17 protein-coding genes are annotated in these 22,968 nt (G+C 44.9%); 5 read left to right on the top strand and 12 right to left on the bottom strand.

What is annotated here, in order from left to right; genetic code table 11:
• Positions 1-1,430: 1,430 nt before the first annotated feature.
• Positions 1,431-2,336 carry a nuclease-related domain-containing protein gene (locus tag JJQ88_RS17455; protein WP_210367320.1) on the bottom strand — a complete coding sequence of 302 codons (906 nt, stop codon included), beginning with the start codon at positions 2,334-2,336 and terminating at the stop codon, positions 1,431-1,433.
• Positions 2,337-2,607: 271 nt separating this feature from the next.
• Positions 2,608-2,892 (bottom strand): GNAT family N-acetyltransferase, encoded by a 285-nt coding sequence (locus JJQ88_RS17460; RefSeq protein WP_210367321.1) that lies wholly within the window; start codon positions 2,890-2,892, stop codon positions 2,608-2,610.
• Positions 2,893-3,078: 186 nt separating this feature from the next.
• Between JJQ88_RS17460 and JJQ88_RS17465 the strand changes: the two genes are divergently transcribed.
• The gene (locus JJQ88_RS17465; RefSeq protein ID WP_210367322.1) at positions 3,079-3,705 is read left to right on the top strand and encodes a spore coat protein; all 627 of its coding nucleotides are present in this window, start codon (positions 3,079-3,081) and stop codon (positions 3,703-3,705) included.
• A 1,868-nt stretch (positions 3,706-5,573) separates the two neighbouring features.
• Here JJQ88_RS17465 and JJQ88_RS17470 read toward each other — a convergent pair.
• From JJQ88_RS17470 to JJQ88_RS17490, 5 genes are all read right to left on the bottom strand, one after another.
• On the bottom strand, positions 5,574-6,845 hold the full coding sequence (locus tag JJQ88_RS17470; protein ID WP_210367323.1) for an MFS transporter: 1,272 nt from the start codon (positions 6,843-6,845) through the stop codon (positions 5,574-5,576).
• Between the two features lie 115 nt (positions 6,846-6,960).
• Positions 6,961-8,172: a MerR family transcriptional regulator gene (locus JJQ88_RS17475; RefSeq protein WP_210367324.1), complete on the bottom strand. Its 1,212-nt coding sequence runs from the start codon at positions 8,170-8,172 to the stop codon at positions 6,961-6,963.
• A 767-nt stretch (positions 8,173-8,939) separates the two neighbouring features.
• On the bottom strand, positions 8,940-9,422 hold the full coding sequence (locus JJQ88_RS17480; RefSeq protein ID WP_210367325.1) for a YehS family protein: 483 nt from the start codon (positions 9,420-9,422) through the stop codon (positions 8,940-8,942).
• An 84-nt stretch (positions 9,423-9,506) separates the two neighbouring features.
• Positions 9,507-10,613: a flavin monoamine oxidase family protein gene (locus tag JJQ88_RS17485; RefSeq protein WP_210367326.1), complete on the bottom strand. Its 1,107-nt coding sequence runs from the start codon at positions 10,611-10,613 to the stop codon at positions 9,507-9,509.
• A gap of 1,069 nt (positions 10,614-11,682) precedes the next feature.
• Complete coding sequence (locus JJQ88_RS17490; protein WP_481748312.1) at positions 11,683-12,027, bottom strand: DUF1360 domain-containing protein; 345 nt, start codon at positions 12,025-12,027, stop codon at positions 11,683-11,685.
• A gap of 172 nt (positions 12,028-12,199) precedes the next feature.
• Between JJQ88_RS17490 and JJQ88_RS17495 the strand changes: the two genes are divergently transcribed.
• Positions 12,200-13,306 (top strand): BMQ_0737 family morphogenetic spore coat protein, encoded by a 1,107-nt coding sequence (locus tag JJQ88_RS17495; protein WP_210367328.1) that lies wholly within the window; start codon positions 12,200-12,202, stop codon positions 13,304-13,306.
• A 55-nt stretch (positions 13,307-13,361) separates the two neighbouring features.
• Here JJQ88_RS17495 and JJQ88_RS17500 read toward each other — a convergent pair whose 3' ends face one another.
• Positions 13,362-14,492, bottom strand: a complete 1,131-nt coding sequence (locus tag JJQ88_RS17500) for a hypothetical protein (RefSeq protein WP_210367329.1) — start codon at positions 14,490-14,492, stop codon at positions 13,362-13,364.
• A gap of 296 nt (positions 14,493-14,788) precedes the next feature.
• On the opposite strand from JJQ88_RS17500, the gene JJQ88_RS17505 reads away from it, so the two are divergent.
• Positions 14,789-15,178 (top strand): M67 family metallopeptidase, encoded by a 390-nt coding sequence (locus JJQ88_RS17505; RefSeq protein WP_282597719.1) that lies wholly within the window; start codon positions 14,789-14,791, stop codon positions 15,176-15,178.
• 45 nt (positions 15,179-15,223) lie between these two features.
• On the opposite strand, the gene JJQ88_RS17510 is transcribed toward JJQ88_RS17505, so the two are convergent.
• A complete protein-coding gene (locus tag JJQ88_RS17510) occupies positions 15,224-15,964 on the bottom strand; it encodes a GT-D fold domain-containing protein (RefSeq protein ID WP_210367331.1) in 741 nt (246 codons plus the stop codon).
• Between the two features lie 389 nt (positions 15,965-16,353).
• Between JJQ88_RS17510 and JJQ88_RS17515 the strand changes: the two genes are divergently transcribed.
• Positions 16,354-17,457 carry a coiled-coil domain-containing protein gene (locus JJQ88_RS17515; RefSeq protein WP_210367332.1) on the top strand — a complete coding sequence of 368 codons (1,104 nt, stop codon included), beginning with the start codon at positions 16,354-16,356 and terminating at the stop codon, positions 17,455-17,457.
• Between the two features lie 237 nt (positions 17,458-17,694).
• Here JJQ88_RS17515 and JJQ88_RS17520 read toward each other — a convergent pair whose 3' ends face one another.
• From JJQ88_RS17520 to JJQ88_RS17530, 3 genes are read right to left on the bottom strand one after another with little or no spacing between them, the layout of a single operon-like run.
• A complete protein-coding gene (locus JJQ88_RS17520) occupies positions 17,695-18,402 on the bottom strand; it encodes a Crp/Fnr family transcriptional regulator (RefSeq protein WP_210367333.1) in 708 nt (235 codons plus the stop codon).
• A gap of 12 nt (positions 18,403-18,414) precedes the next feature.
• Positions 18,415-20,301, bottom strand: a complete 1,887-nt coding sequence (locus JJQ88_RS17525) for a heavy metal translocating P-type ATPase (protein ID WP_210367334.1) — start codon at positions 20,299-20,301, stop codon at positions 18,415-18,417.
• Between the two features lie 31 nt (positions 20,302-20,332).
• The gene (locus tag JJQ88_RS17530; protein WP_210367335.1) at positions 20,333-20,554 is read right to left on the bottom strand and encodes a heavy-metal-associated domain-containing protein; all 222 of its coding nucleotides are present in this window, start codon (positions 20,552-20,554) and stop codon (positions 20,333-20,335) included.
• Between the two features lie 1,109 nt (positions 20,555-21,663).
• Here JJQ88_RS17530 and JJQ88_RS17535 point away from each other — a divergent pair.
• Positions 21,664-22,611 carry a metallophosphoesterase gene (locus tag JJQ88_RS17535; protein ID WP_210367336.1) on the top strand — a complete coding sequence of 316 codons (948 nt, stop codon included), beginning with the start codon at positions 21,664-21,666 and terminating at the stop codon, positions 22,609-22,611.
• Positions 22,612-22,968: the final 357 nt, after the last annotated feature.

Genomic DNA, 22,968 nt, shown 5'->3' on the forward strand with positions numbered 1-22,968 from the left:
CGCTCTTGCGTTACCTTTTACCACTCCGAGCACATCCAAAGGGAGTGCATTCTGCGCTTGCGTTACCTTTTACCACTCACAGCACATCAAAAGGGAGCGCATTCCGCTCTTGCGTTACCTTTTACCACTCCGAGCACATCCAAAGGGAGTGCATTCTGCGCTTGCGTTACCTTTTACCACTCCGAGCACATCCAAAGGGAGCGCATTCTGCGCTTGCGGTACCTTTTACTACTCACAGCACATCCAAAGGGAGTGCGTACCGCGTTTGCGTTACCTTTTACCACCCCGAGCACCTCCAAAGGGAGCGCATTCTGCGCTTGCGGTACCTTTTACCACTCCGAGCACCTCCAAAGGGAGCGCATTCTGCGCTTGCGGTACCTTTCACTGCTTCCAGCACCTCCAAAGGGAGCGCATTCCGCGCTTGCGATACCTTTTACTACTCACAGCACATCCAAAGGGAGTGCATACCGCGTTTGCGTTACCTTTTACTACTCACAGCACATCCAAAGGGAGTGCATTCTGCGCTTGCGGTACCTTTCACTGCTTCCAGCACCTCAAAAGGGAGTGCATACCGCGTTTGCGTTACCTTTTACCACTCCGAGCACATCCAAAGGGAGTGCATTCTGCGCTTGCGTTACCTTTTACCACTCACAGCACCTCCAAAGGGAGTGCATACCGCGTTTGCGTTACCTTTTACCACTCCGAGCACATCCAAAGGGAGTGCATTCTGCGCTTGCGTTACCTTTTACCACTCACAGCACATCAAAAGGGAGCGCATTCCGCGCTTGCGTTACCTTTTACTACTCACAGCACATCAAAAGGGAGTGCATTCCGCGTTTGCGTTACCTTTTTCCACTCCGAGCACATCCAAAGGGAGTGCATTCCGCTTTTACGTTACCTTTTACCACTCCGAGCACCTCCATAGGGAGCGCATACCGCGTTTGCGTTACCTTTTACTACTCACAGCACATCCAAAGGGAGTGCATTCTGCGCTTGCGGTACCTTTCACTGCTTCCAGCACCTCCAAAGGGAGTGCATACCGCGTTTGCGTTACCTTTTACCACTCCGAGCACATCCAAAGGGAGTGCATTCTGCGCTTGCGTTACCTTTTACCACTCACAGCACATCAAAAGGGAGCGCATTCTGCGCTTGCGATACCTTTCACTACTCACAGCACATCCAAAGGGAGTGCATTCTGCGCTTGCGGTACCTTTTACCACTCACAGCACATCCAAAGGGAGCGCATTCTGCGCTTGCGGTACCTTTTACTACTCACAGCACATCCAAAGGGAGTGCATACCGCCTTTGCGGTACCTTTTACCACTCACAGCACATCCAAAGGGAGCGCATTCTGCGCTTGCGGTACCTTTCACCACTCCCTCTGGAGACATCGGGATCGCATTCCTCTGCCAAGCAGCTAATTTTATTTTTCAATCATAGTAACTCATTTTACCTTCTCTATTTAAGTGCAGATAATTCATTAAAATTCTTTGAATGATTTTCCTGGATACTATGAAGTTACACCATTCATGTATGCTGCTTGTGGTAATTTTCTTTTTAGGAAAGAGCAGCCGGAATTCATCGACTGCGCGCAATACAGCGGATTCGGTGGATTCCACTGTGCTACAGTTTTCGCAAATGAGGGTTCTTCCTTTGTGGGGACGTAATGGAAACTGGCAGGTTCCGCAATGAATCCCTTTTTCCAATTGATCATATTCGTATGATGGCAGCCGTATATAAGGAGACTCAGGTAAGTTTAAGGACATCAATTTTTCTGCTAGTTTCTTATGGTTACTATTTAATCTTGAATGTTTGTTATTTATTTTTTTCATGAACCGGTTGATCTTTGTGGGGAGAATGATTGGCTGGTTGAGTGGGGCTTGCCATAAGGTGAATTCGGGGTTGGTAAAAACGTCGTAGGCTTCGAGGGAAAGATTACTGTTAATGCTCTTCAACATTTGTCGCATTAGTGTTTCACTGCGCCTAAGCTGGAGGAGGGGATCCTTCACCTCATTACCAGCAAGTGTCTTTAGCCGGCCACCTTCATAATAAAATTCCCCTTCATAATTTTTGGCATCGAATGCATAAATGGTATCTTCGGTGATGAGGAGTGAATCAATTTGAAAATGCGTGTTATTCATTTCAAAAAGCAAATCGTTTAAAATCAGGCAGTCGATTTCAAGCTTTCCAAGCCACCTATCTAATTCGATTTCACCCTCCAACCCTTTCACTAAATTCACTAATTGCAGTTTTTCTTTCTCAGGTAAAATCATCCGGTGATCCAACGCCTGCAGAATCTTTAATTCCTTTGATTTTTTGCGTTCCTTAGTAAACATACTCCACTTCCTTTCTGATCTTCACTACAGCCCTATTGAATCACAATCACCAAGAAAAATATATGGATATTTCGTTAACTTTTTTCATCATTCAAAAAACTATTCCTTTTATAGCTCTTCCATTTTTACCGGCGTCGATAACTGCAATAATTTTACTGTAAAAAAAAAAGCGGAATATCTTGTATTTGAGGTTTTGTTGAGTCAAATAAAGCCTCTGAATCAGTTGATTCAAAGGCTTTTTTTTCTTATTAATCAAACGTTTGATGAACGATTATGATTGCTTCAGTACTTCTCTGTAGCTTTCTTTTTCATCGAATTCCTTTTTGGCGAACCAGCAGACAGGCACGATTTTCAGCCCTTCTTTTTTTGCTTTTTCCACAACATGGCTCACAAGCTTTTCAGCAAGCCCCTGGCCGCGATGTTGGGGATTCACTCCAGTATGATTGATCACAAGAGTATCTTCTCCATCCCGGACATATGTAATTTCACCAGCCTCATTGCCTTGCTCATCCTTCACGACAAAACGGTCTTGTTCTTCTGAAAATTGATATGACATCACACGACCTCCCAGACTTTTCTTATAACTATATCGCAGCTGATGCCGTATCGGCAAACAGCTGGGAGTTCTATCCTGAACATTCCCCTATCCAGGCATTGGCAAACAAACTTGGAACAACGGAATATTTTTGTTTCATTTTTAACAAGATAAGAGAGGTGGGGTTGATTAAAAGGAGGTAAAAGAATGAAATTAGCAGCACATGAATTGCATGACTTGAATGAATTGACGATGAGCTGTGTGAATTCGATCACGAACATGGGCTATATGCTATACCATGTCCAGGATCCCGAATTCAAAAGGATTCTCGAGAAGCATCTCCCTCTCCATGTGAGGGACTATAATATGAAGGTGGAATTTCTTAACAAGGCAGAAGGGGCGACGAAGGAACTGCCGTTGCTAAAAGAAGATAGGCAAATTTCTGATGAATCCCTGCAAATGACCGCTCCGGCACCGGCGATCCAGCCAAGGACCATGGTCGAAAACATGAATGACCGGGAAATGGCGACAGCTTATCTTTTGACATTGAAGAGGGCAGGAAGGGAATACGCGTGGGCAGCGATGGAAATGGTGAACCCGGAGATCCGTTCATTCTGCCAAACCGCCTTCATGATGAGCTGTGCCCATGCCTATGATATGTGGCAATATATGGCCTCCAATGGATACTACCCGGTTGAAAACGCAGCTGCAGGCGAGATTGCTAAAATCGGAGCTATGTATCAGGTTGTTCCCGAAAACCTCGACCAAATCCAGCAATATACGGCGAACTACCAAAACCCAACAGCCGGGAGCAGCGATTCACTCTATCAATAGTGGAAATGAAACGGGAAACCAGGAAGGTGATCAGCGTGATTCCATGATCACCTTTCATCTTTATTATTGTCAGTTACCTCTTTAAACAGTTGGGAAATATAGCCCTCCAGCTCAAAACCTTGTTCATTGATAAATTCAGTAATTTGTTTCATGATTACTTCCTCCTCTTTATTTGCTGTTGAATATAGTATTCCCCATCTATGAATCTTTTATTCAACCAAATTATAGAAAGTGAGGTAAATAACTTGCTTGATTGCATTTTTAGTATTTCTGTTTGTGTGTTCACCACTTACTGCACCCCTAAAAAGGGAGTGCATGCCGCGCTTGCGTTACCTTTCACCACTCACCGCACCCACAAAGGGAGTGCATGACGCGCTTGTGATACCTTTTTCCACTCACAGCACCTCCAAAGGGAGCGCATACCGCGCTTGCGGTACCTTTTACCTCTCCGTGCACCTCCAAAGGGAGTGCATTTCGCGCTTGCGGTACCTTTTACCTCTCCGTGCACCTCCAAAGGGAGCGCATGCCACGCTTGCGTTACCTTTCACCACTCACCGCACCCACAAAGGGAGTGCGTGACGCGCTTGCGTTACCTTTTACTACTCCGAGCACCTCCAAAGGGAGTGCATACCGCGCTTGCGGTACCTTTTACTACTCCGAGCACCTCCAAAGGGAGTGCATTTCGCGCTTGCGTTACCTTTCACCTCTCCGAGCACCTCCAAAGGGAGTGCATTTCGCGCTTGCGGTACCTTTTACCTCTCCGTGCACCTCCAAAGGGAGCGCATACCGCGCTTGCGGTACCTTTTACTACTCCGAGCACCTCCAAAGGGAGCGCATACCGCGCTTGCGGTACCTTTCACCTCTCCGAGCACCTTCAAAGGGAGCGCATGCCACGCTTGCGATACCTTTTACTACTCCGAGCACCTCCAAAGGGAGTGCATACCGCGCTTGCGGTACCTTTTACCTCTCCGTGCACCTCCAAAGGGAGTGCATGCCGCGCTTGCGATACCTTTTACTACTCCGAGCACCTCCAAAGGGAGCGCATGCCACGCTTGCGTTACCTTTCACCTCTCCGAGCACCTCCTAAGGGAGTGCATACCGCGCTTGCGGTACCTTTTACTACTCCGAGCACCTCCAAAGGGAGTGCATGCCGCGCTTGCGTTACCTTTTTCCACTCACTGCACCCTCAAAGGGAGTGCATACCACGCTTGCGTTACCTTTCACCTCTCCGAGCACCTCCAAAGGGAGTGCATACCGCGCTTGCGGTACCTTTTACCTCTCCGTGCACCTCCAAAGGGAGCGCATACCGCGCTTGCGGTACCTTTTACTACTCCGAGCACCTCCAAAGGGAGTGCATACCGCGCTTGCGATACCTTTCACCTCTCCGAGCACCTCCAAAGGGAGTGCATACCGCGCTTGTGTTACTCTTTACAAGTCGCTGTGCCCCTTTCCCTATTCCTAATGGAGATAAAAGCATCGGGCGGATACTCTGCCAGGCTAGCTATTGTTCTTTTTCAATCATAGGAACTCTTCCCTATTTAAGTGCAGATGATTCATTGAAATCCTCTGAATGATTTTCCTGGATACGATGAAGTTACATCATTCATGTGGTAATTTCTTCTTAGGAAAGAGCAGCCGGAATTCATCGACTGCGTGCAACATAGAAGATTCGAGGGATTCCACTATGCCACAGCTTTTGGAAATGAAGGTTCTTCCTTAATGGAGACCAAATGGAAACTGACAGGTTCCGCAATGAATTCCTTTTCCCTACTGATCGTATTCGTATGATGGCAGCCGTATATAAGGAGAGTCCGGTAAGTGGAAGGACAACAAGTTATCTGCTAGTTTCTTATGGTTACTATTTGCCGTCAGTCAGTCCTGGATACTTCTATTCGGGATATCGATATGCTGAAGGTCATTTTTTTTGCAGCAGAAAGGTTCATTGCTAGGAACAACAGACCACCACCAATCGGCAGGGCATATGCTGGAACAACGTCGAGCAGCATTCCCGAGAGAATCATGGCGACGGGGACCATCGTCTTGCCAATGCTGATTCCGAGGCTCATCACCCTTCCCCTGTACTCCTCCGGGATGTTTCGCTGCATGAAGTAGGAGAGCGGGATATCGATGAACGCGACGATGACCCCGAACATAAACATAATCCCGCCGTAAAAGACCCCATTCATGAGCGGGCCGCCATCAATGAGGACCGGGATGCCGGTGACCATCATCGCGATACCCCCCACAAAGCTTAAGATCTTCATGATCAACGAGTAAGCGACCCTTTCCACCAATTTTTTCACCACAAGCGCGCCGAGGATCATACCCATTGGAAACGCAGCCTGAATCAGGCCGAATGTCTTGGAACCCATGCCAAGGATTGTATTCACGATGTAAGGCAGCGGGACGGTGACCGAAAAAGTCAGGAAAAAATTCAAGAAAACCAGGATCAAGAACAACCAGAGGAGCTCCTGCCTGCCGGACATATAGCTGTACCCTTCGCGCATATCCTGCCACACCTGAATTGGTTCCTCGGCCCCCCTCTCTCCTGTTTGATTGAAAGTGAAATCAATAAGAAGGATGGCGAGTCCAGATAGGATGAAGGTAATCCCGTTTATAAGGATGAACATCCGGATATCGAGGAATGCGAAAATCATGCCGCCAAGGGCAGGGCCGAGAATCGAAGACACCGAGTAGATGATCTTGCTGATCGAATTGATGTTCATGAGCATCTTATCCGAGACGATATTCGGCTTTGCCGCTTCAATGCCAATCCCAAAAAAAGTTGAGAAGACGGTGAGCAGAAAGGCCGTTGCGTAAATGAGCGGGAGACTCAATCCATACACCATACTGGCGGTAAAAACACTCACCATAAGGACGCCGCAAAGCAAATCCATGTTGACAACCAGCTTCTTTTTATCCACTTTGTCAATGATCACCCCTGCGAATGGCATGATTAAAACCATCGGCAGAATGCCAAGCATCAAGGTAATTGCGAAGCTTAACGCAGACCCCGTCACTTTTAACACGTAAAAGCTGACAGCGAAGTTATAAATGGCCGTCCCGAATACCGAGACCGTCTTGGCGGAAGCATAAAGCAGCAGATTGCGCATTTCCGCCCTGTTTTTTTTATTACTCATAGCAAAGCCTCCCAGCAGATCACTTTTCCATAAGTGTAAGCTGTGGTCCCAGCCCCGCTGCAACAGGCAAAAAACACTTTTTTCCCTGCTTAATTTAAAAAAGATAGGGTGAACCCTACCTTTTCGCTACGCACATGTATGAATACACCTTTTCCCCCTGTACGAAATAATTCTCATGGGGACCTCCCTTCTGGACGAAATTCGATTCCTTTTCTTCCTGGATGGCAAATCCTAGCCATTCAAGTTCGGACCTGATATTTTCTTGCTTGAATAACCTCCTGAATCCAGGCGGAACTTTGCTATTGATACTGAAGTTTTTAAAAATGATGTAGGTGCCGATCAAGCTTGCTTCCCTGCTTGTGAGATGATCGATCTTCCTAAGCAGGAACTCGCTTTCCCCGAAGCTGTAATTACTCGTCCCGGCGTGATCGAGAATGACATCCACTGTGCCTGCCTTGACTGGTATCCCCGAAAAGTCAGTACAGATGAAAAGGATGTTTTTCCGGATGCCTGTATTCCCAAGCATGCTCCTGACCAATTTTAATTTTTCCAGATCATGATCCACCGCGATATATACGCAGTTATCAGGGAGTTCACCATAAATGGTACGGAGTAGGAAGCCGATTCCCGTGCCAAGCTCAAGAATCGCTTTGCCTTCGAGATCCATTCCCTCGATTCTGCGTTTAATCAGCTGAAGGCCTCTCTGGATATTCTCTAGATACTCCTTATCCGTCTGCAGAATATACTCATAAACATCTCCTTCTCCAATGGAACCCCATTCCACCGGATTTCCGGCAATGAGAATGCCGGACTCTATGAGATAGTTCCCGCCGCAGCGGCAGACAAGCTCGCCATCCATCACCTGGTTTTTATGGATTGTGCCATTCTCAAGGGACAGCTCCTCGCCGCAGTTGAGACAGATCAGGAAATCGAGATTTTTCAAGGCGACTCCAAGAGACACCGCCTTCTGTGCCGTCTTTTTGTTATATGTATCAATTTTTGAATCCAGCTTTTCCTTAGCCTGTAAAAGTATATCAATTTCCTGTTGGGTTTTTCGGGATTTTTCCCTGAATAGGGCCTGATAATGGGCATTTTCCTCATAAGGCGAAAGGATGCCAAGACTGTTGAATGTCTTGATGATCTTGATTTCATTCAAACTGAACCCCATCTCTTTCAGTTCGAGAACATTCTCTAAATCGTGCTGGCAGCTCTCATCAAAATCGTATTGCCCGCCCTTTTTCTCAGGAAAAAGCAGGCCAAGTTCCATATAGTGGCGGAGCGTATCAATGCTTAACCCGTTCTGTTCCGCGAATTTCCCGATCCTCACTTAAACTCCCCCTTCACCCGTTTATCATTATCTTACCTTTTTTCAACCCGCTCCGGTAAAAGAACAAACTGAAGATGGTTCAAAATATGTAAAAATTTCTTATTTCTTTCCTGCAGTACCCGGCGGGGCTTTCAACCTGAGTATGCTTACGGTGTGGGCGTACCGCAAAAAGGCAGCAGTCAATTAATGCCCGTCTTGGCGTTGATTCTTGGATTAACCAGCTCTTTTACTCTGCCCATTGAATTTCTTCCCCGCACAGAGAAACAGCGTGTCAGGGCCGTGGGGACAGGACAGGAAACGATTCCAAAACAATAGAATCTGCCATCGAAAATATGAAGGGTTTTGGATGGAATATCTGAAAAAATGAAAATAAGAGGAATTCAGAATGGATATTTTTTATCTCAAATTCAATTCTTTATTTAACATCCTTCAAATTGAGTATCATATCGCCAACTTTTGTAATGTTCAAAAATCGATGGTTGAATGATCTTGGACATCAACGAAATCATCAAGGCATATTCAGCAATTGGATTGGAAGTAAGGCACATGTTGGTTTCAAAAACGAAAGGTCAGTTCCAATCTTATACCGCAGATGTGGAACCAAGGGATTTATGGTTATCGCGGTCTTCATTACGGGGGTTATGCTGGCAATAACAATTTCAAATACGATTGCAGTTGTTGCACGGCAAAAATATAAAAAGGCAGCCGATCTGAGTTTGGCTGCCGGTCGGGTTAACCAGGATTATACTTGGCTTACATACCAGGGTTTATCCCCTATATCTCAAAGCCAATCCCTTTAGGAAGTTCCGGGCAAATTTATCGCCGCATTCGCGGTAGTTTTTATGGCCTTCTTTTCGCAGGATAGCCCCTAGTTCCCCTTTGGTGACATGGACTCCGGCCAGATCAAAGATTTCAAGCATGTCCTCACTCGTTAGCGCGAGCGCGATTTTCACCTTTTTCAACAGCAGGTTATTCACACTTTCGCCAGTCAGAGCAGGAGTTTCAGGCTGGTCTGGTTTCGGGTCCTGCTTTCCTCTTTTTAACATAATGAAACCATTTAAAAACTGCTCCATCATTGCATGATTGACACTATAGTACTCTTCGCTTTCCTCATCGTCTGCCTTTTTCAGCATCAGCCTGACGTCTTCTTTTGTCACATGCACGCCGCCCAGCTCAAAGATCTCTGCCATATCGGCATCCTTGATATCCAAGGCGTATCTTAACCGGATCAATATATCATTATTAAGCATCAAATGCCTCCTATTGCTGCTTTTTGTCCAAAACCGCAAGTTCAATTGTAGCATAGTTGCTGTACAGCCTCACCAATTCGTTTATCATGGATGTGTCCTATGAAAATCCATAACCATAGAAGCCGCCTGCTCTGCTGACTGAAGTGCTCCTTCAAGATGGCCTCCACTTTCAGGAGCTGCTTCTGTACCCGCAAAAAGGATTTTCTTTTCCCATGGTCCTTCTGCGAGCGGCAGACCATACTCAGGAAAGCTTGTGAGCGGCTCGGCGTCTTCCGCAACCGCTGTTTCAGCATCGCTGGACCAGTCCTTATACAGCAGGGCAACCGGTTTTGCAGCAGTTGGACCGAACAGCCTGGCCAGCTGAGCGACAACCAACTCGAGAACTTTGTCCTCTCCCAGCTCCTGACGCGCTTTCGCAGTTATGCTGAAAAAACCAAACAGGGCGCCGCTGCCTGTTTCAGGTGAAGCATCATGGATTTCCTGCAATGGTCCAGCCCAGCTCGTTACCTGTCCGGAAAGCCCGGCTTCACGCCAGAAAGGCCGGTCATAGACCGCTATCACCTTCGCATGCCCTGCCATCCACGTAGGCTTGTCCTTCAAACTAGTGAGAACGTCTGCGGGAAACGAAGGAGAAAAAGCGATGCGCTCTGCGATGAGCCGAGGCGGCAAGGCCAGGATCACTGCGCGGGCGGGAATGAGTTTCTTTTTCCCAGCATGCTCTGCTTCCACATTGATAGCCCCTTCCTCACCCATCTGAATCGCCGTGACACGCGTGTCCACTTCCACCGTGCCTTCAGGGATAGTCGCTGCCACTGCGTCAATGAGGGACTGTACCCCTCCAACAAGGCGGAACGATTTTCCAACAGTCCCTTCCGGAAGCTCATGCCTCTGAATCGGCCCATTTGGGGATTGCTCAAAAAGCATGGCCCCTTTTGTGTATTGTTCGAATGCTGGCAATCCAAGTTCCCTGACAAGATCGGAAATGGCATGCTCATACTCCGGCCAGAACCAAGTGGGTCCCAGATCAAACTCCCCAAGCTCCGGCCTGTCCGAAACCGTTGTGCTCAACACTCTCCCGCCAATCCGCCCGCGCGCCTCCAGAACACGGCATTCAATGCCATGCGAGATCAGCAGCGATGCGGCACGGAGCCCGCTCAAGCCAGCCCCGACTATAACGATGGGATGCTTCATAGCCTAACCTCCAGTCATTTTTCATCCTTATAAGTTTATGAGTTATCTTATCCTATTGCAGTTGAAAAGAAGCATAGCCTGATATGGAGAGTAAAAGCGCAACTCCTGCAAGCTGCGCAATCTCCTCAGTTAATCACTTTCTATTATTGGGCTGTTTTCTTTCTGAACCTATTTCAGGTTCGAGAAGAATGCACGAAGACTCCTCGAAAATGAACTTCGTGCGCAGGTGAAGTTCATTCAGTGTCCAGCGTCACAGGCGCGAACCTCGATTCACGCTCCGCGGAAAGCGAGCGATCTGAGTGGAAATCATCCATTTATTTAAAAGCAAAAACAGCCTTTTTTTAAAAGACTTCCTTAATAAAAGTAAAGTTCCTGACAAGTTCTCTCTCATTGAGTGTAATTCGATCGGTTAAATCCTCTGTTCTTAATACGAACTCCTTAACCCCTATAAATTCCGATTCAGCAATTAAGTAAAAATGCGTTCCTTTTTTAAATCCTTTAAACTGCTTTTTTAATGTATATAACTTCATTGGTAACCTCTAACGATCCATTGTTTTTTCATTACTGATTAAGAAGGAGCTTCATATTTGCCGTATTTAAAAACGCTGCGGCCATGCACCCTCAATGGCCAATGGCCACTACTGTTCCATTCACAAAACTAGAGCCATTGGATGCCAGGAACAAGGCTGCTTGCTTGCGCGCGGCTTCATCACACTTGCCTCCTAATTAGACACATGAGATGGAACATGGATCAGGCACCAAATCGCAATTCCAAAGGAGGAACATGATTCAAGCAACCGAATCGCAATTCCAAAGGAGATGGAACATAAATCAACACCCAAACGAATTGCAAAGGAAAGGGAACTTGATTCAAACACCAAATCGCAACCCCAAAGGAAATGGAACTTGAATCAAACACCGAATCGCAATTGCAAAGGAGGAACAAAGAAGCACAGGGTACGTCCCCATGCTTCACGGGAATTGGTAGTCTATGTTCCCAGCTCTAACTCTTTCTTTTTTTACGGCGGCAGCCCTATTTTTGTCATCCCTCTTTTGGACATGCTATTTATCATATCTTCGACTCTAGTATCGCAGCGGCTCCTGCCACGGCAAATACAAGGAAAACAGGAAGTGAAACAGGAATAAGGCTATAAACCAGGACCACTCCCAATGATACCCAGAATCCAGTGCACCAGTAACAGCTTAATAATAAACCAATAAAGCGGCGGATGCCAGTTCCCTTTATTTCAATGAATTGTTCCATTTCCCCCGCTGCATTTTCCTTCGTCACCACTTCGATGAAAGGATTGCGGATAACCTCTGCAATCTGGTCGATAACAAGTAAATGAGTAATCCGGAAAGAGGCCAGGACAACAATAAACAAATCGATCCAATCCATCTCAAACAACGTCATATCCACCTTTCCCATTGAAATTACTTCATTGTATGAGCCGTTTGATAAAAGGAAACTACCTTTCAAAAGCCTTGTACAAATTAGGCGGCCTATTTGTTTGAAGAACCGTTACCATCTATTAAAAGCTTCATACCATAAAAGGGAAGTAACCAATAGAAAGGAAAGGTGTTAAATGAAGAAAGATATTAAATCTATTCAGGGCAGGCAGGCGCCAAACCCGATTCAGCCAGAATGTATCCGGGTGCCCAAAGTCTATGACTGGGTAGTCATTACAAATCGTGATCAGAATAAGGTTCCGATCCCTGACGCAACGTTTGAACAAATCGAGGCGTGCAGGCATGCAGGAGGGGCTGTTACTGCAACTTGCAGTGAGATCGCTGGCACTCGCAGATGCGACTTTGTCAGGTCACGCCCAGCAAATATACCAAATGTCCCTAATGCGAGAATTGTAACACTAGCCATCCATGTACACATCAGGGTAGTTTTCTCTTGCAGCCAGTCTGGCATTACTATCCCGCCTTTGGAAATACCAGTAAGCTTTGTCGATGATGTGATTCTATGCTTCCCAGATGGAACAACCATTAACTGTGAAATTTTTGATGTGGAATGCTCTGTTGTTTTCAGTGAGATGCTTGGAAACATGCTGTTGATCGATGTAGTAGTCTGTAAGGATGTCCAGGTAGAGAGGGAAGTAAAACTTGAAGTGGAAGCGAAGTTCTGCGGTCCTCGCGCAGCGTTGCCAATTGAGGAACTAGCTCCTCAATGTCAAAGGTTCCCGAACTTCCCTGAGCAATGCGGACCTTTATTCCCGCCTGACAACTGCACATGCCGCGGCAGTGCCCTTCTCAATAATCTCGACAGAACCATTCTTGTTGTAAGCGGAGTTGGACCAGTTCCTACCCCTGTAAGAGGAAGATTATCTTTAAATTCGACCATCTGTGATCAATGCACCCTTGCAAAAAGTAATCTAACTGTGACATTCCAAGACTTCCCGCAGGAAGATCCTGCAGGTGAAGATCCTGTAGATCAAAGCTTCACGTTCTATGCAACCCAATTCAATATGCCGACATGTGATGCAGGTCTTACTACTTTAACAGTAACTGGCTTTGGTAAATATCAACAAGCCGGACAGGAAGAAGAAGATGCTCAATTCCAGTTGATCTTAACCGAACCAAACAGGGTTGTTCTCCGAATTGAAGAGCAAGGCGGGTATGAAGTTCTTGCATATATTGACGTTACCGGTGGAACAGTTAACGTAGACGCTTGCCAAAACTTCTAATTAAAAAATCGTTAACAACTATAAAATGGGGAAATCTTTTCCCCATTTTATTTATTTAGTTAAAGAACGACAGAGAAATCCGATTATTCGCCGCAACTCTCAGTTCCTGGTCCTGAAAAAAGATGAATGCCTCGATAAGAACATTTTCCTCGCCATCCAGAATCGTCATTTGCAGATTGGATAATGATTCCGATTGCCCCGGCACGATTGCCAGCCGCCCAATAGGAGCGATCCACACCTCACCTTTTTCGTCCATTTCCTGCATCCAGTCTTCATTCATATACTTCCAGCCCTTGGCCCCTTCATCGCTGAATACCCCCATCACCTGAACGAATTCTGGCGGCAAGATTTGCCCAGACAGACGAATGTTTGCCGGTGGCGTCACTCTTAAGCAGATGGCTGGATCAGAAAGTACTGCAGAGCCTGTATTCTTAATGGTTAGGTCCGCCATTACTGTCACTTTCTCTTTCTTATCGATCATCAAATGTGAATCAAAATAGGCGTCAGCTTCCATCTTTTCGGGAGAATGGTTTTCATATGATACATTAGGAGCATTATTCACTTTTTCATCATCCGCCTGCTTGTTTTCAACTGCTGATCCAAACCGAAAAAGGCCGGAGTCGAGCATGACAGCCAAGGGTGATAACGCCTTCCCTTCAAGCAAAAAAGAAATGATCCCAACTGCCAGAATCAAAGCTACGGTTTCCCCAAACTGTTCTTGAAATTCTTCATTGTCCCCTAATTTTACAGACATAATGGGGAGGTGATCATCCACAATCTTGTTGGAAGTTAGGGGTATACCGTAAGTCCGGCACTCTTCCTGGATTAAGGCCTCAACCGAAGGCATATTGTGGGTTATTTCCATTCCCATTGTATCTTTTATAAAATTCCATTCTACTATCATACTCGCCCTGACTGAAGAATCTTTTTCCAAAGCTTTCACGACTTTCACACCATGGCACTCCAGGAAGCCTTCCATCCGCTCTGCCATGTTGTTTTTTGATAGGTTTTCACCTCGAAGCAGAATGGTTTTTCCTGATAGTGCTTGAGTGAGATCGAGCGTTCGGCCTTTCACATCCAACCGGACATTTACTCCACTTTCCTTGAAAAAATAATAATAACCAGCAAGTTGTTGATAGGGAATCGCGCCACTGTCCACTCCCGCAACCCTCATTTTTATATTCAACGTAAACCCTCCCAATCTACTTTTATCCAACCCATTTCCTCAAAGAACCGTTACTTTATGAGAACCGATAACATATAAATAAATATATGCAAGCAGAAAGGAGAGATGATTGCAGATGGGTTTTGATAATTTCAGGAAACAAGTTTTAAAACAAATACATGCGGCTAAAAAAACGGGCCTTCAGGGTATGCCCAAACAGCCTTCCAAACCTGGATACATGACTTCCCCTCAACAGGTAAAATCCTCACCCAGTAAGGGTTGCTGCGGAAGGAAGCCCCAGACTTGATTCATTTTCCATGTCCCAAAAGGCTTGGAATAAAATGATTTCACACTGCGAACAGGAATCGCCTTATGAAGCCTGCGGGCTGATTACCGGAAAGGAAGGGATGGCTGCCAGGATCTGGCCGATGGAAAATATCGATCGGAGCCCTGTCTCCTTCGCTATGGATTTGAACCAACTGCGCGTGGCGTTTGAACAGATGGAAGAAAATAGAGAAGAACTATTAGCCATCTATCATTCTCATCCAACAGACAGGGCATATCCTTCGGCCGAAGACATAGCCATGCATAACTACCCAGAGGCAGGATATATAATTGTTTCTCTAGCAGGCAGGGCACCTGTCGCAAAGTGCTATCAATTAATAGGCAAATCAATTTTCAAACTGCCAATTGTATTGGTAGATTAAATTCTTTCCCCAAAAAATCCATCCACTTTTTTCAACAGGATGGATTTAGTCTTTTTCGGAATTATAATCGTCAACAAGCTTGAGGTGATTGTAACGTTCCCCATCCATCAGCATATCCAGAGCATGGCCGAAATCAATGGCCACTTTTCCAGTTGACTCGGCGATCCTTGGTACAAGGATTGTTGCCGGAATGCCTGCAGAAACGAGAGCAATATCCCATTCTGGCAGTTTCGCTATTCCTGAATGCGCCTGGGCAATACCTTCGTATCCCTCCAAATGGATGGCCCCTGCTACAGTGACGCCATTTTGCGTGAATAGTGGGACAGCCTCTGTTGAACGGCGTCCGACTATAACGGCCCTCTTCCCTTTTATCCATGGCCAAAAACTACCCTCCAGGACTGCGTCATGCATCACCCATGCAGAACAGACAAGCGAAGGGGAATAATTCAACTCCTTTAAAATCTCCTGGGTTTTATCCGCCCAGAATTCCGATCTAAAGGATGGAGGCAGACCCGTTAAATCTGATGTCTTAAGTGCTTTTATCAATTCCTGCCGTATGGTTTCTTCGGAACGTGTGATTCCTGAATAATCCTTATATCTTTCAAAATGCTTGACCAGTAGGGGGATTTTCCCGCTGAAAAGATAGGTCAATTCCCCAATGCCAAATCTGGAAAGCGAAAGGGGCTTTCCTTCCTTTATGGCTAAATCGATATGTGTTAAGGTCTGCTTGGTAGTAAGGATGGATTTTTCAAAATTGAAACCTCGCAGAAAAACACCCCCTTTCATTTTCTTTGAATTCTCATTGCTGTCCAGTTCCTCCTCAAATTATTAGGAAGAAGTAGATATCGGGCAGCTTAGTTGCTTCAAAAAAATTCGGTTCCCTGCCTTTTTCAAATGCCTGTTTTCTATCTTCAGTTTTTTCAGCAGGCAAGATTGATCCTCTTCTGCGTGCTCTTCAAGCTTTTCCCTTGATAGGGAAAGTTCACTTTGAGTTGAATGATTAATTGCACGTCAAGCCCCCTCGGGATATGAAAAAAAGGGTCAATGTCCCTTAATAAATGTATATGTTCGGAAACACCCGGATTTGCCTGTTGATTGAACCCCCCCTTCACTTTTCCAAAATCCAAGCATATGCATATAAGAAGAATGAAAAACCGAAACAAGGAAGTGAGCTTGTGGCTACAAGGAGGTTTAGGCAGAGAGAAGATCTTCAGCAATCAAACCACGATCCGATCGCAAACATCGAAAAAGATCTTTCGGAGATGAAAAGTTTTCTTTCTGAAATTCAGAGCATTATTAACTCCTTTATGGAAAATAAAGAAACTGAGATTGAAACATTGAAGAATGCAATCGCTGCTTTGGAAGACAAGGAGAGGAATTACCTGCAGGACATTGAAACATCTAACAACGCAATCGCTGCCTTGAAAGACAAGGAGAGGAATTACCTGCAGGACATTGAAACATCTAACAACGCAATCGCTGCTTTGGAAGATAAGGAGAGGAATTACCTGCAGGACATTGAAATATCCAACAATGCGATCGCTGCCTTGGAAGACAAGGAGAAACAATACCTGCACGACATTGAAACATTGAACAATACAATCGCTGCTTTGGAAGACAAGGAGAGGAATTACCTGCAGGACATTGAAATATCCAACAACGCAATCGCTGCCTTGGAAGACAAGGAGAAACAATACCTGCACGACATTGAAACATTGAACAATACAATCGCTGCTTTGGAAGACAAGGAGAAGAATTACCTGCGGAACATTGAAATATCCAACAACGCAATCGCCGCCTTGGAAGACAGGGAGAAACAATACCTGCAGGACATTGAAATATCCAACAATGCGATCGCTGCCTTGGAAGACAAGGAGAAACAATACCTGCACGACATTGAAACATTGAACAATACAATCGCTGCTTTGGAAGACAAGGAGAGGAATTACCTGCAGGACATTGAAATATCCAACAACGCGATCGCTGCCTTGGAAGACAAGGAGAAACAATACCTGCAGGACATTGAAATTTTAAATAAAACCATTGAAACACTCAATAATAGCAAAATGAATCAAAAAATACAGGCACACCCAATTAAGTCAGGTTCAAAAAATCCAGGGCATCAGCCTGAAAATTATAACTGTACCCATGTGTCAAACGACAATGTATCTTTCCATACCGACTCTGCGACGCAACCTAAATCATCTCAAAAAAGACAGCAATATTACGAGGGTGAACAGTACACAACAACGATTAACCCTTTTAAAAATTCGCGGTAAGCCAGGTAAGCGAAGAGCCTTGCACCAGGCACTTGAATATTTCCTTAATCCTTCTGACCTTAAGGCCCGTCCGTTAAAAAACGGGCTTTTTTTATGAGGTACACTATAACGTCATGGCTTTAAATGTATGTGTTGAACGAAGAGCATTATTTCCGCCAATAGCAGACGTTCATCACCTATTCCACGGACATAAAAAAACCCCTTAACAACGATGGATCGATGAAGGGGTTCGGGAATTTAACAGAGTAACAATGCATCCAGATCTAAGATATCAATGTCCCGCTGATTGGTTTGCCTGATCCAACCTGCATCTTGGAAATCAGCGAGTTTGCGGCTTACCGTTTCAGGCGTGGTCCCAAGATGGGAGGCGAGATCTTTGCGACTCATCGGTAAGTGGATCTGGCGCCTTTTTTGCTGTTCGACTTGGTCGGCGAGAAACAGGGCGATCCGTGTTTCTACGGATTCCATCGCAATGTGCGCCGCCTGTTTTTCCGTTTTTGCTAATCGTGATGAAAATTCGTTCAGCATTTTCAATGAAATGGCTGGGTATTTCAGTAAGAATTGCTGGAAGTCATCCCGTCCCATGACACATAATTCCACTTGTTCAAGTGCTTCTGCATAGGCGTCATGGATCGATTCATTGAATAAAGAAAGCTCACCTGTAAAATCGCCAGGATCTAAAATACGTACAAGCTGTTCTTTACCGGTATCGGATAAACGGTAAATTTTCACGCGCCCTTTGTGGACGATGTACAGGCCTTCCGATTGTTCGCCGGCGCGATAAATCGCCTGTCCGCGTCGATACGAAACGGAATGGGCGTCCTTGACGATGTCGGACATTTCAAAAGGGGACAAGTGGTTGAAAATCGGGACCTTGGAGATGCACACTTTCTTCATATCCACTGTGCTTTCTGCGGGTTGCCCGCATTGTTTGTCGGCTGTCATCGATGATTCACCCTATTCTGTTATTGGGGTCAAACCCACCTTCTTATTTGCTTTCTTCCTACCAGTATACCGGATCAGGCGTGTAGCGTTAAGAATCACAATCAGGACACTCAATTCATGGATGAGCATTCCAGAAGCAAGGAACACTTTTCCAAGCAATACGCCGATAAGCAGCAGGACGACCGTACCGACGGCGAAAAACGTATTTTGTTTCATATTTCGAACAGTCGCTTTAGCAAGTGAATAGGCATGGGCGAACTGGTCCAGCCGATCCGCCATTAACACGACATCAGCTGTTTCCATCGATACATCCGTACCGCTTTTACCCATGGCGAGCCCGATATCCGCCATTGCAATGGCAGGCGCATCATTGATCCCGTCTCCGGCCATTGCGACATGGTGTCCGGCTTCTTTCAGTTTTTCTATCATCGCTACTTTGTCTTCAGGCAGCAATTCGGCATAAGCTTCATCGAGCCCGAGCTGATTCGCGACAAGTTCAGCTGTATGGCTGTTATCGCCTGTCAACATGATCATTCGCTTGACGCCTTTTGTACGTAACTGTTGCAGGGCACTTTTAGCTTCAGGACGGATTCGATCCGCGATGGAGATGACGCCTGCAAGCTGCCCATCGATACTCGCAAAGATTGCGGTATTACCTGCTTTTTCACGACTAACAGCATAATCTTCCACCGTTTTTTCGATCCGTATGCCTTCAGAGGCCATTAATTTTCGGTTGCCGACAACGAGCCGCTTGCCTTCAACAAGTGCACCAATCCCATTCCCTTTAACCACTTCGGCCTCGTCGGGTTGGTTCACCAGTGGGATCCTTCGTTTTTTCGCTTCATTGACAATTGTCTGCCCGAGGTGGTGTTCCGAGATCATTTCAGCTTCCGCCACAAGTCGAAGCAATTCTTCTTCATTGCCCAAAAAGGGGTGGATGTCGGTCACTTCCGGGCGTCCCCGTGTCAGCGTACCCGTTTTGTCGAAAACGACCGTATCAATTCTTGCCAGTTTTTCCATAATATCTCCGCCTTTGACGAGGACACCGTTCCGTGCTCCGTTTCCGATTCCCGCAACAAAGGAAACTGGTGCGGATATGACAAGAGCTCCTGGACAAGCGATGACGAGGAAGGTCAAGGTCATCTCGATATTACGTGTAAAGATGTAAACAAGAATCGAGAGGACGACGATGGATGGCGTATATATATTTGCGAAACGGTCCAGGAATTTCTGGGTTTTTGATTGGGATTCCTGCGCTTCTTCCACAAGTTCGATGATTCGGGCAAATGTTGTATCATCGCCGACGCGATCAGCAATGACCTCTATGAACCCATTATCTACAATTGTTCCGCTGAATACGAGATCGTCCACCGTTTTTGAAGCTGGGACGGATTCACCTGTTATGGCTGCTTCGTTCAAGTTTGCCCTTCCAGAAATGATATGGCCATCGACGGCCACTTTTTCCCCAGAACGGATGATGACCCGATCTCCCTCTTTGATGTCGTCAACCCCGATGGTCATTGTTTCGCCATTCCGGATGACAGTTGCTTCAAGTGGCGCCATGTCCACTAATGCTTTTAGAGAAGAGCGTGTTTTTTCAAGTGTTCGAGCTTCAAGGAATGCACCGAACAGAAACAGGAATGTGACTGCTGCAGATTCAATGTATTCTCCGATGAACAATGCACCGATGACTGCAATCGTCACAAGAAGCTCGATACTGAATGCTTTCATGCGCAGCGCTTTTACAGCTTTGAACATAATAGGGATACCTGCAATGACCGTTGAAGCGATGAGGATGACCTGCCTCCATTCGTGAAGTCCGGCAAGATGGAGTCCAAGTGCCGACGCGAGCAACAGTCCCGTTATAGCGGTAATTTGGGACGTCCTTTTTGCATTCATCAGAATCACTCCTTTCATTTGTTGTCATCCGTCAGGAAACTCTTTGTGACAGAACTGGATAACCAAGATTGACAATGGTTTTCTGAAGTTCATCCACATGAACGATATTGTCATCGAACTGTACACGCACTTTTCCGGAGTGGAAAAGAACCTTCGCTTCTCTGACTCCATCCATCTTCTTTAATGTCCCCTCGATTTTTTTAATACATGACGGACAACTTAGTGGCTCAAGATCGAATACGACTTTTTTCATTTTCTTCATCCTCCTGAAATATTGTTTGTGAACTTCCTTCTGACTCTATAATAAGTGGTTAAGGGAATAGAAACCTTGACGCACATCAAGTTTATGAAAGAACTTTCTTTTCACACGGGTAAAATGGACGGATACTGGATTGAATATCTGTTCCTATTTGAAACATAAAAAATGCCATCCATGGACAATCATGAAATGGCGTTTATTTCTCTTTTATTGTCATTACGATAAATGTTTGAACCACCAGGTGAACAATTCAAGAATACTAGATGGGGGCGTGCGGCTCATCTTATGCCCCTTACTGCATCTTTCGATCCGCTTTTTATGAAATGGTCATGTTTTTTTCCTGTCGATGGATGAACTATCGAAACAAAAATTCACAGGAAAACTAAAACATGAAAACAACAATCAAATCACTTCTAAAAAAAATGACGGTATACAAATGATAACGCCCAGCGTTTATGCTGAGCTTAATAAATTCCTTTTAATTCAAAATTGGTTGTCCTACACTACACACTCCACGTGTGTTGAGTGTATGCGGCAATACCTGGAGGGGTTGAGTTACCAACAAAACGTAAAAAAACTGAACGAAGGAGCGTTTTAGATAGGGAAAATTAAAAGAATCTTACCCATAAAGGAACTGGAGCAAAGCTTTATTGAAAAGTTAAGGAAACAATAAATATTGATTTCATTATTCAAAAGATTTAGGTCTTATTCGAAATAAAGGTATTGTAAAATAAATTTCCCTGTCACCATTTCATTGCCTTATGCATTGTTCTATTAACATTTACTAACCTTTTTACATTTTTTCATTTGAAAATGAGACAAGTATATATTTACATAAATAGTTCTGTCGGCTTTTGTTGAATATCTCCCCAGTACTGATAACTTCGACTTCTTGCACTTTCGAGAACCCCAAATCTATCTGTCATTTTACCTAGCAAAAATAGTAAAGATAAAAAAGTACCATTTTTTTTAAAGATTATCACTAGATTTTTTTGTTAAATCAAAATTTGGTAAAGAGATTGTTAATATACCTTTTTTAAAAATTAAATAGTCTATTATTAAAAGGAGCCACACATACTTCCTGCATGGAAAGGAGAATTTTTATGTTTAATGGACTAAAAACGAAACAGAAACTAAGAATATACCTTAAAGGCCTGGCAGCCGCTTCAGCACTTACGATTTCCCTTGCTGCATTCAACCCTACTACTTCAGCGCTCGCAAAAACTGAAGAAAAACCAAAATTCACAATTGGTATTGTACCTGATATTCAGTACTGTGACTGTAACGTCAACGGAACCCGCTTTTACCGCAACTCGATCGACAAGCTTATGGAGGCTTCACAAACATTTAATGAGCAAGATGTAGATTTTACTGTACAAACTGGTGATTTGATTGACCGCAATGTATCCAGCTTTTCAACCATTCTTCCATACTTCAACACAATTGAGGGTCCTAAATATCATCTTCTTGGCAACCATGACTTTCCTGTAACAACAGATCAAGTCGTTGATATCCTCGGAATGCCGAATCAATATTATGATTTCAAATACAAGAACTGGCGATTTATCGCCCTAGATCCCAATGACCTTAGCCTCTACGCAAACTCGGCAGGATCTGAAAAATTTCAACAGGCTCAAAAAATGTATACTTCACTAAAAGAAAAGAATGCAATCAACGCTCAAACCTGGAACGGCGGGGTAAGCGAAGAACAGCTAAAATGGCTTCACGGTGTGCTTGAAAAGGCCGCTAAATCACAGGAAAAAGTCGTTGTCTTCTCCCATATGCCTGTTTACCCAGCAAATGAGCATAATGTGTGGAATTCCGAGGCAGTAATGGCAGAACTTGAGGCAGCCGGCAATGTTGTTGCATACATTAATGGACATAACCATGCGGGAAATTATGAATATAAAAATGGAATTCACTACTTAAATTTAAAGGGAATGGTAGAAACCGCTGATACAAATGCATATTCCATATTAAAGGTTTACAAAGACCGTCTGGAAGTAGATGGTTTTGGACGTGAAACTGACCGCACTTTAACAATCCGATAAAACAGTAACCTAATCAACCCCGTGCCTATTTAAAGAGGGTATTAACAGAGTTTTTCAGTGTCATATACAACATTGTATTATATGGAATCTAGTTCAGACACGGGGACTGTTCTTGTGTATCATTCAAGAATTGAAATACCATCTTAATTAGGGAAATTCTCTTTACTGAAAGAGCCTTATCCACCAGGGGATAAGGCTCTAATATGTATGCAAGAATAGTCTTCGCAACAGCTTCACAGTGTGTGGACTGTAATTGACAAGTGGGTTTACCAAACAAATTCAATCATTAAATTGAGTTTAGATTGGATAAGCTCTTTCTTTAAGAGGACTGTCATTAAGAATACAGAAACAATGTAG

The organism is Bacillus sp. REN3 (assembly GCF_017912555.1).
Taxonomy (GTDB): domain Bacteria; phylum Bacillota; class Bacilli; order Bacillales; family Cytobacillaceae; genus Mesobacillus.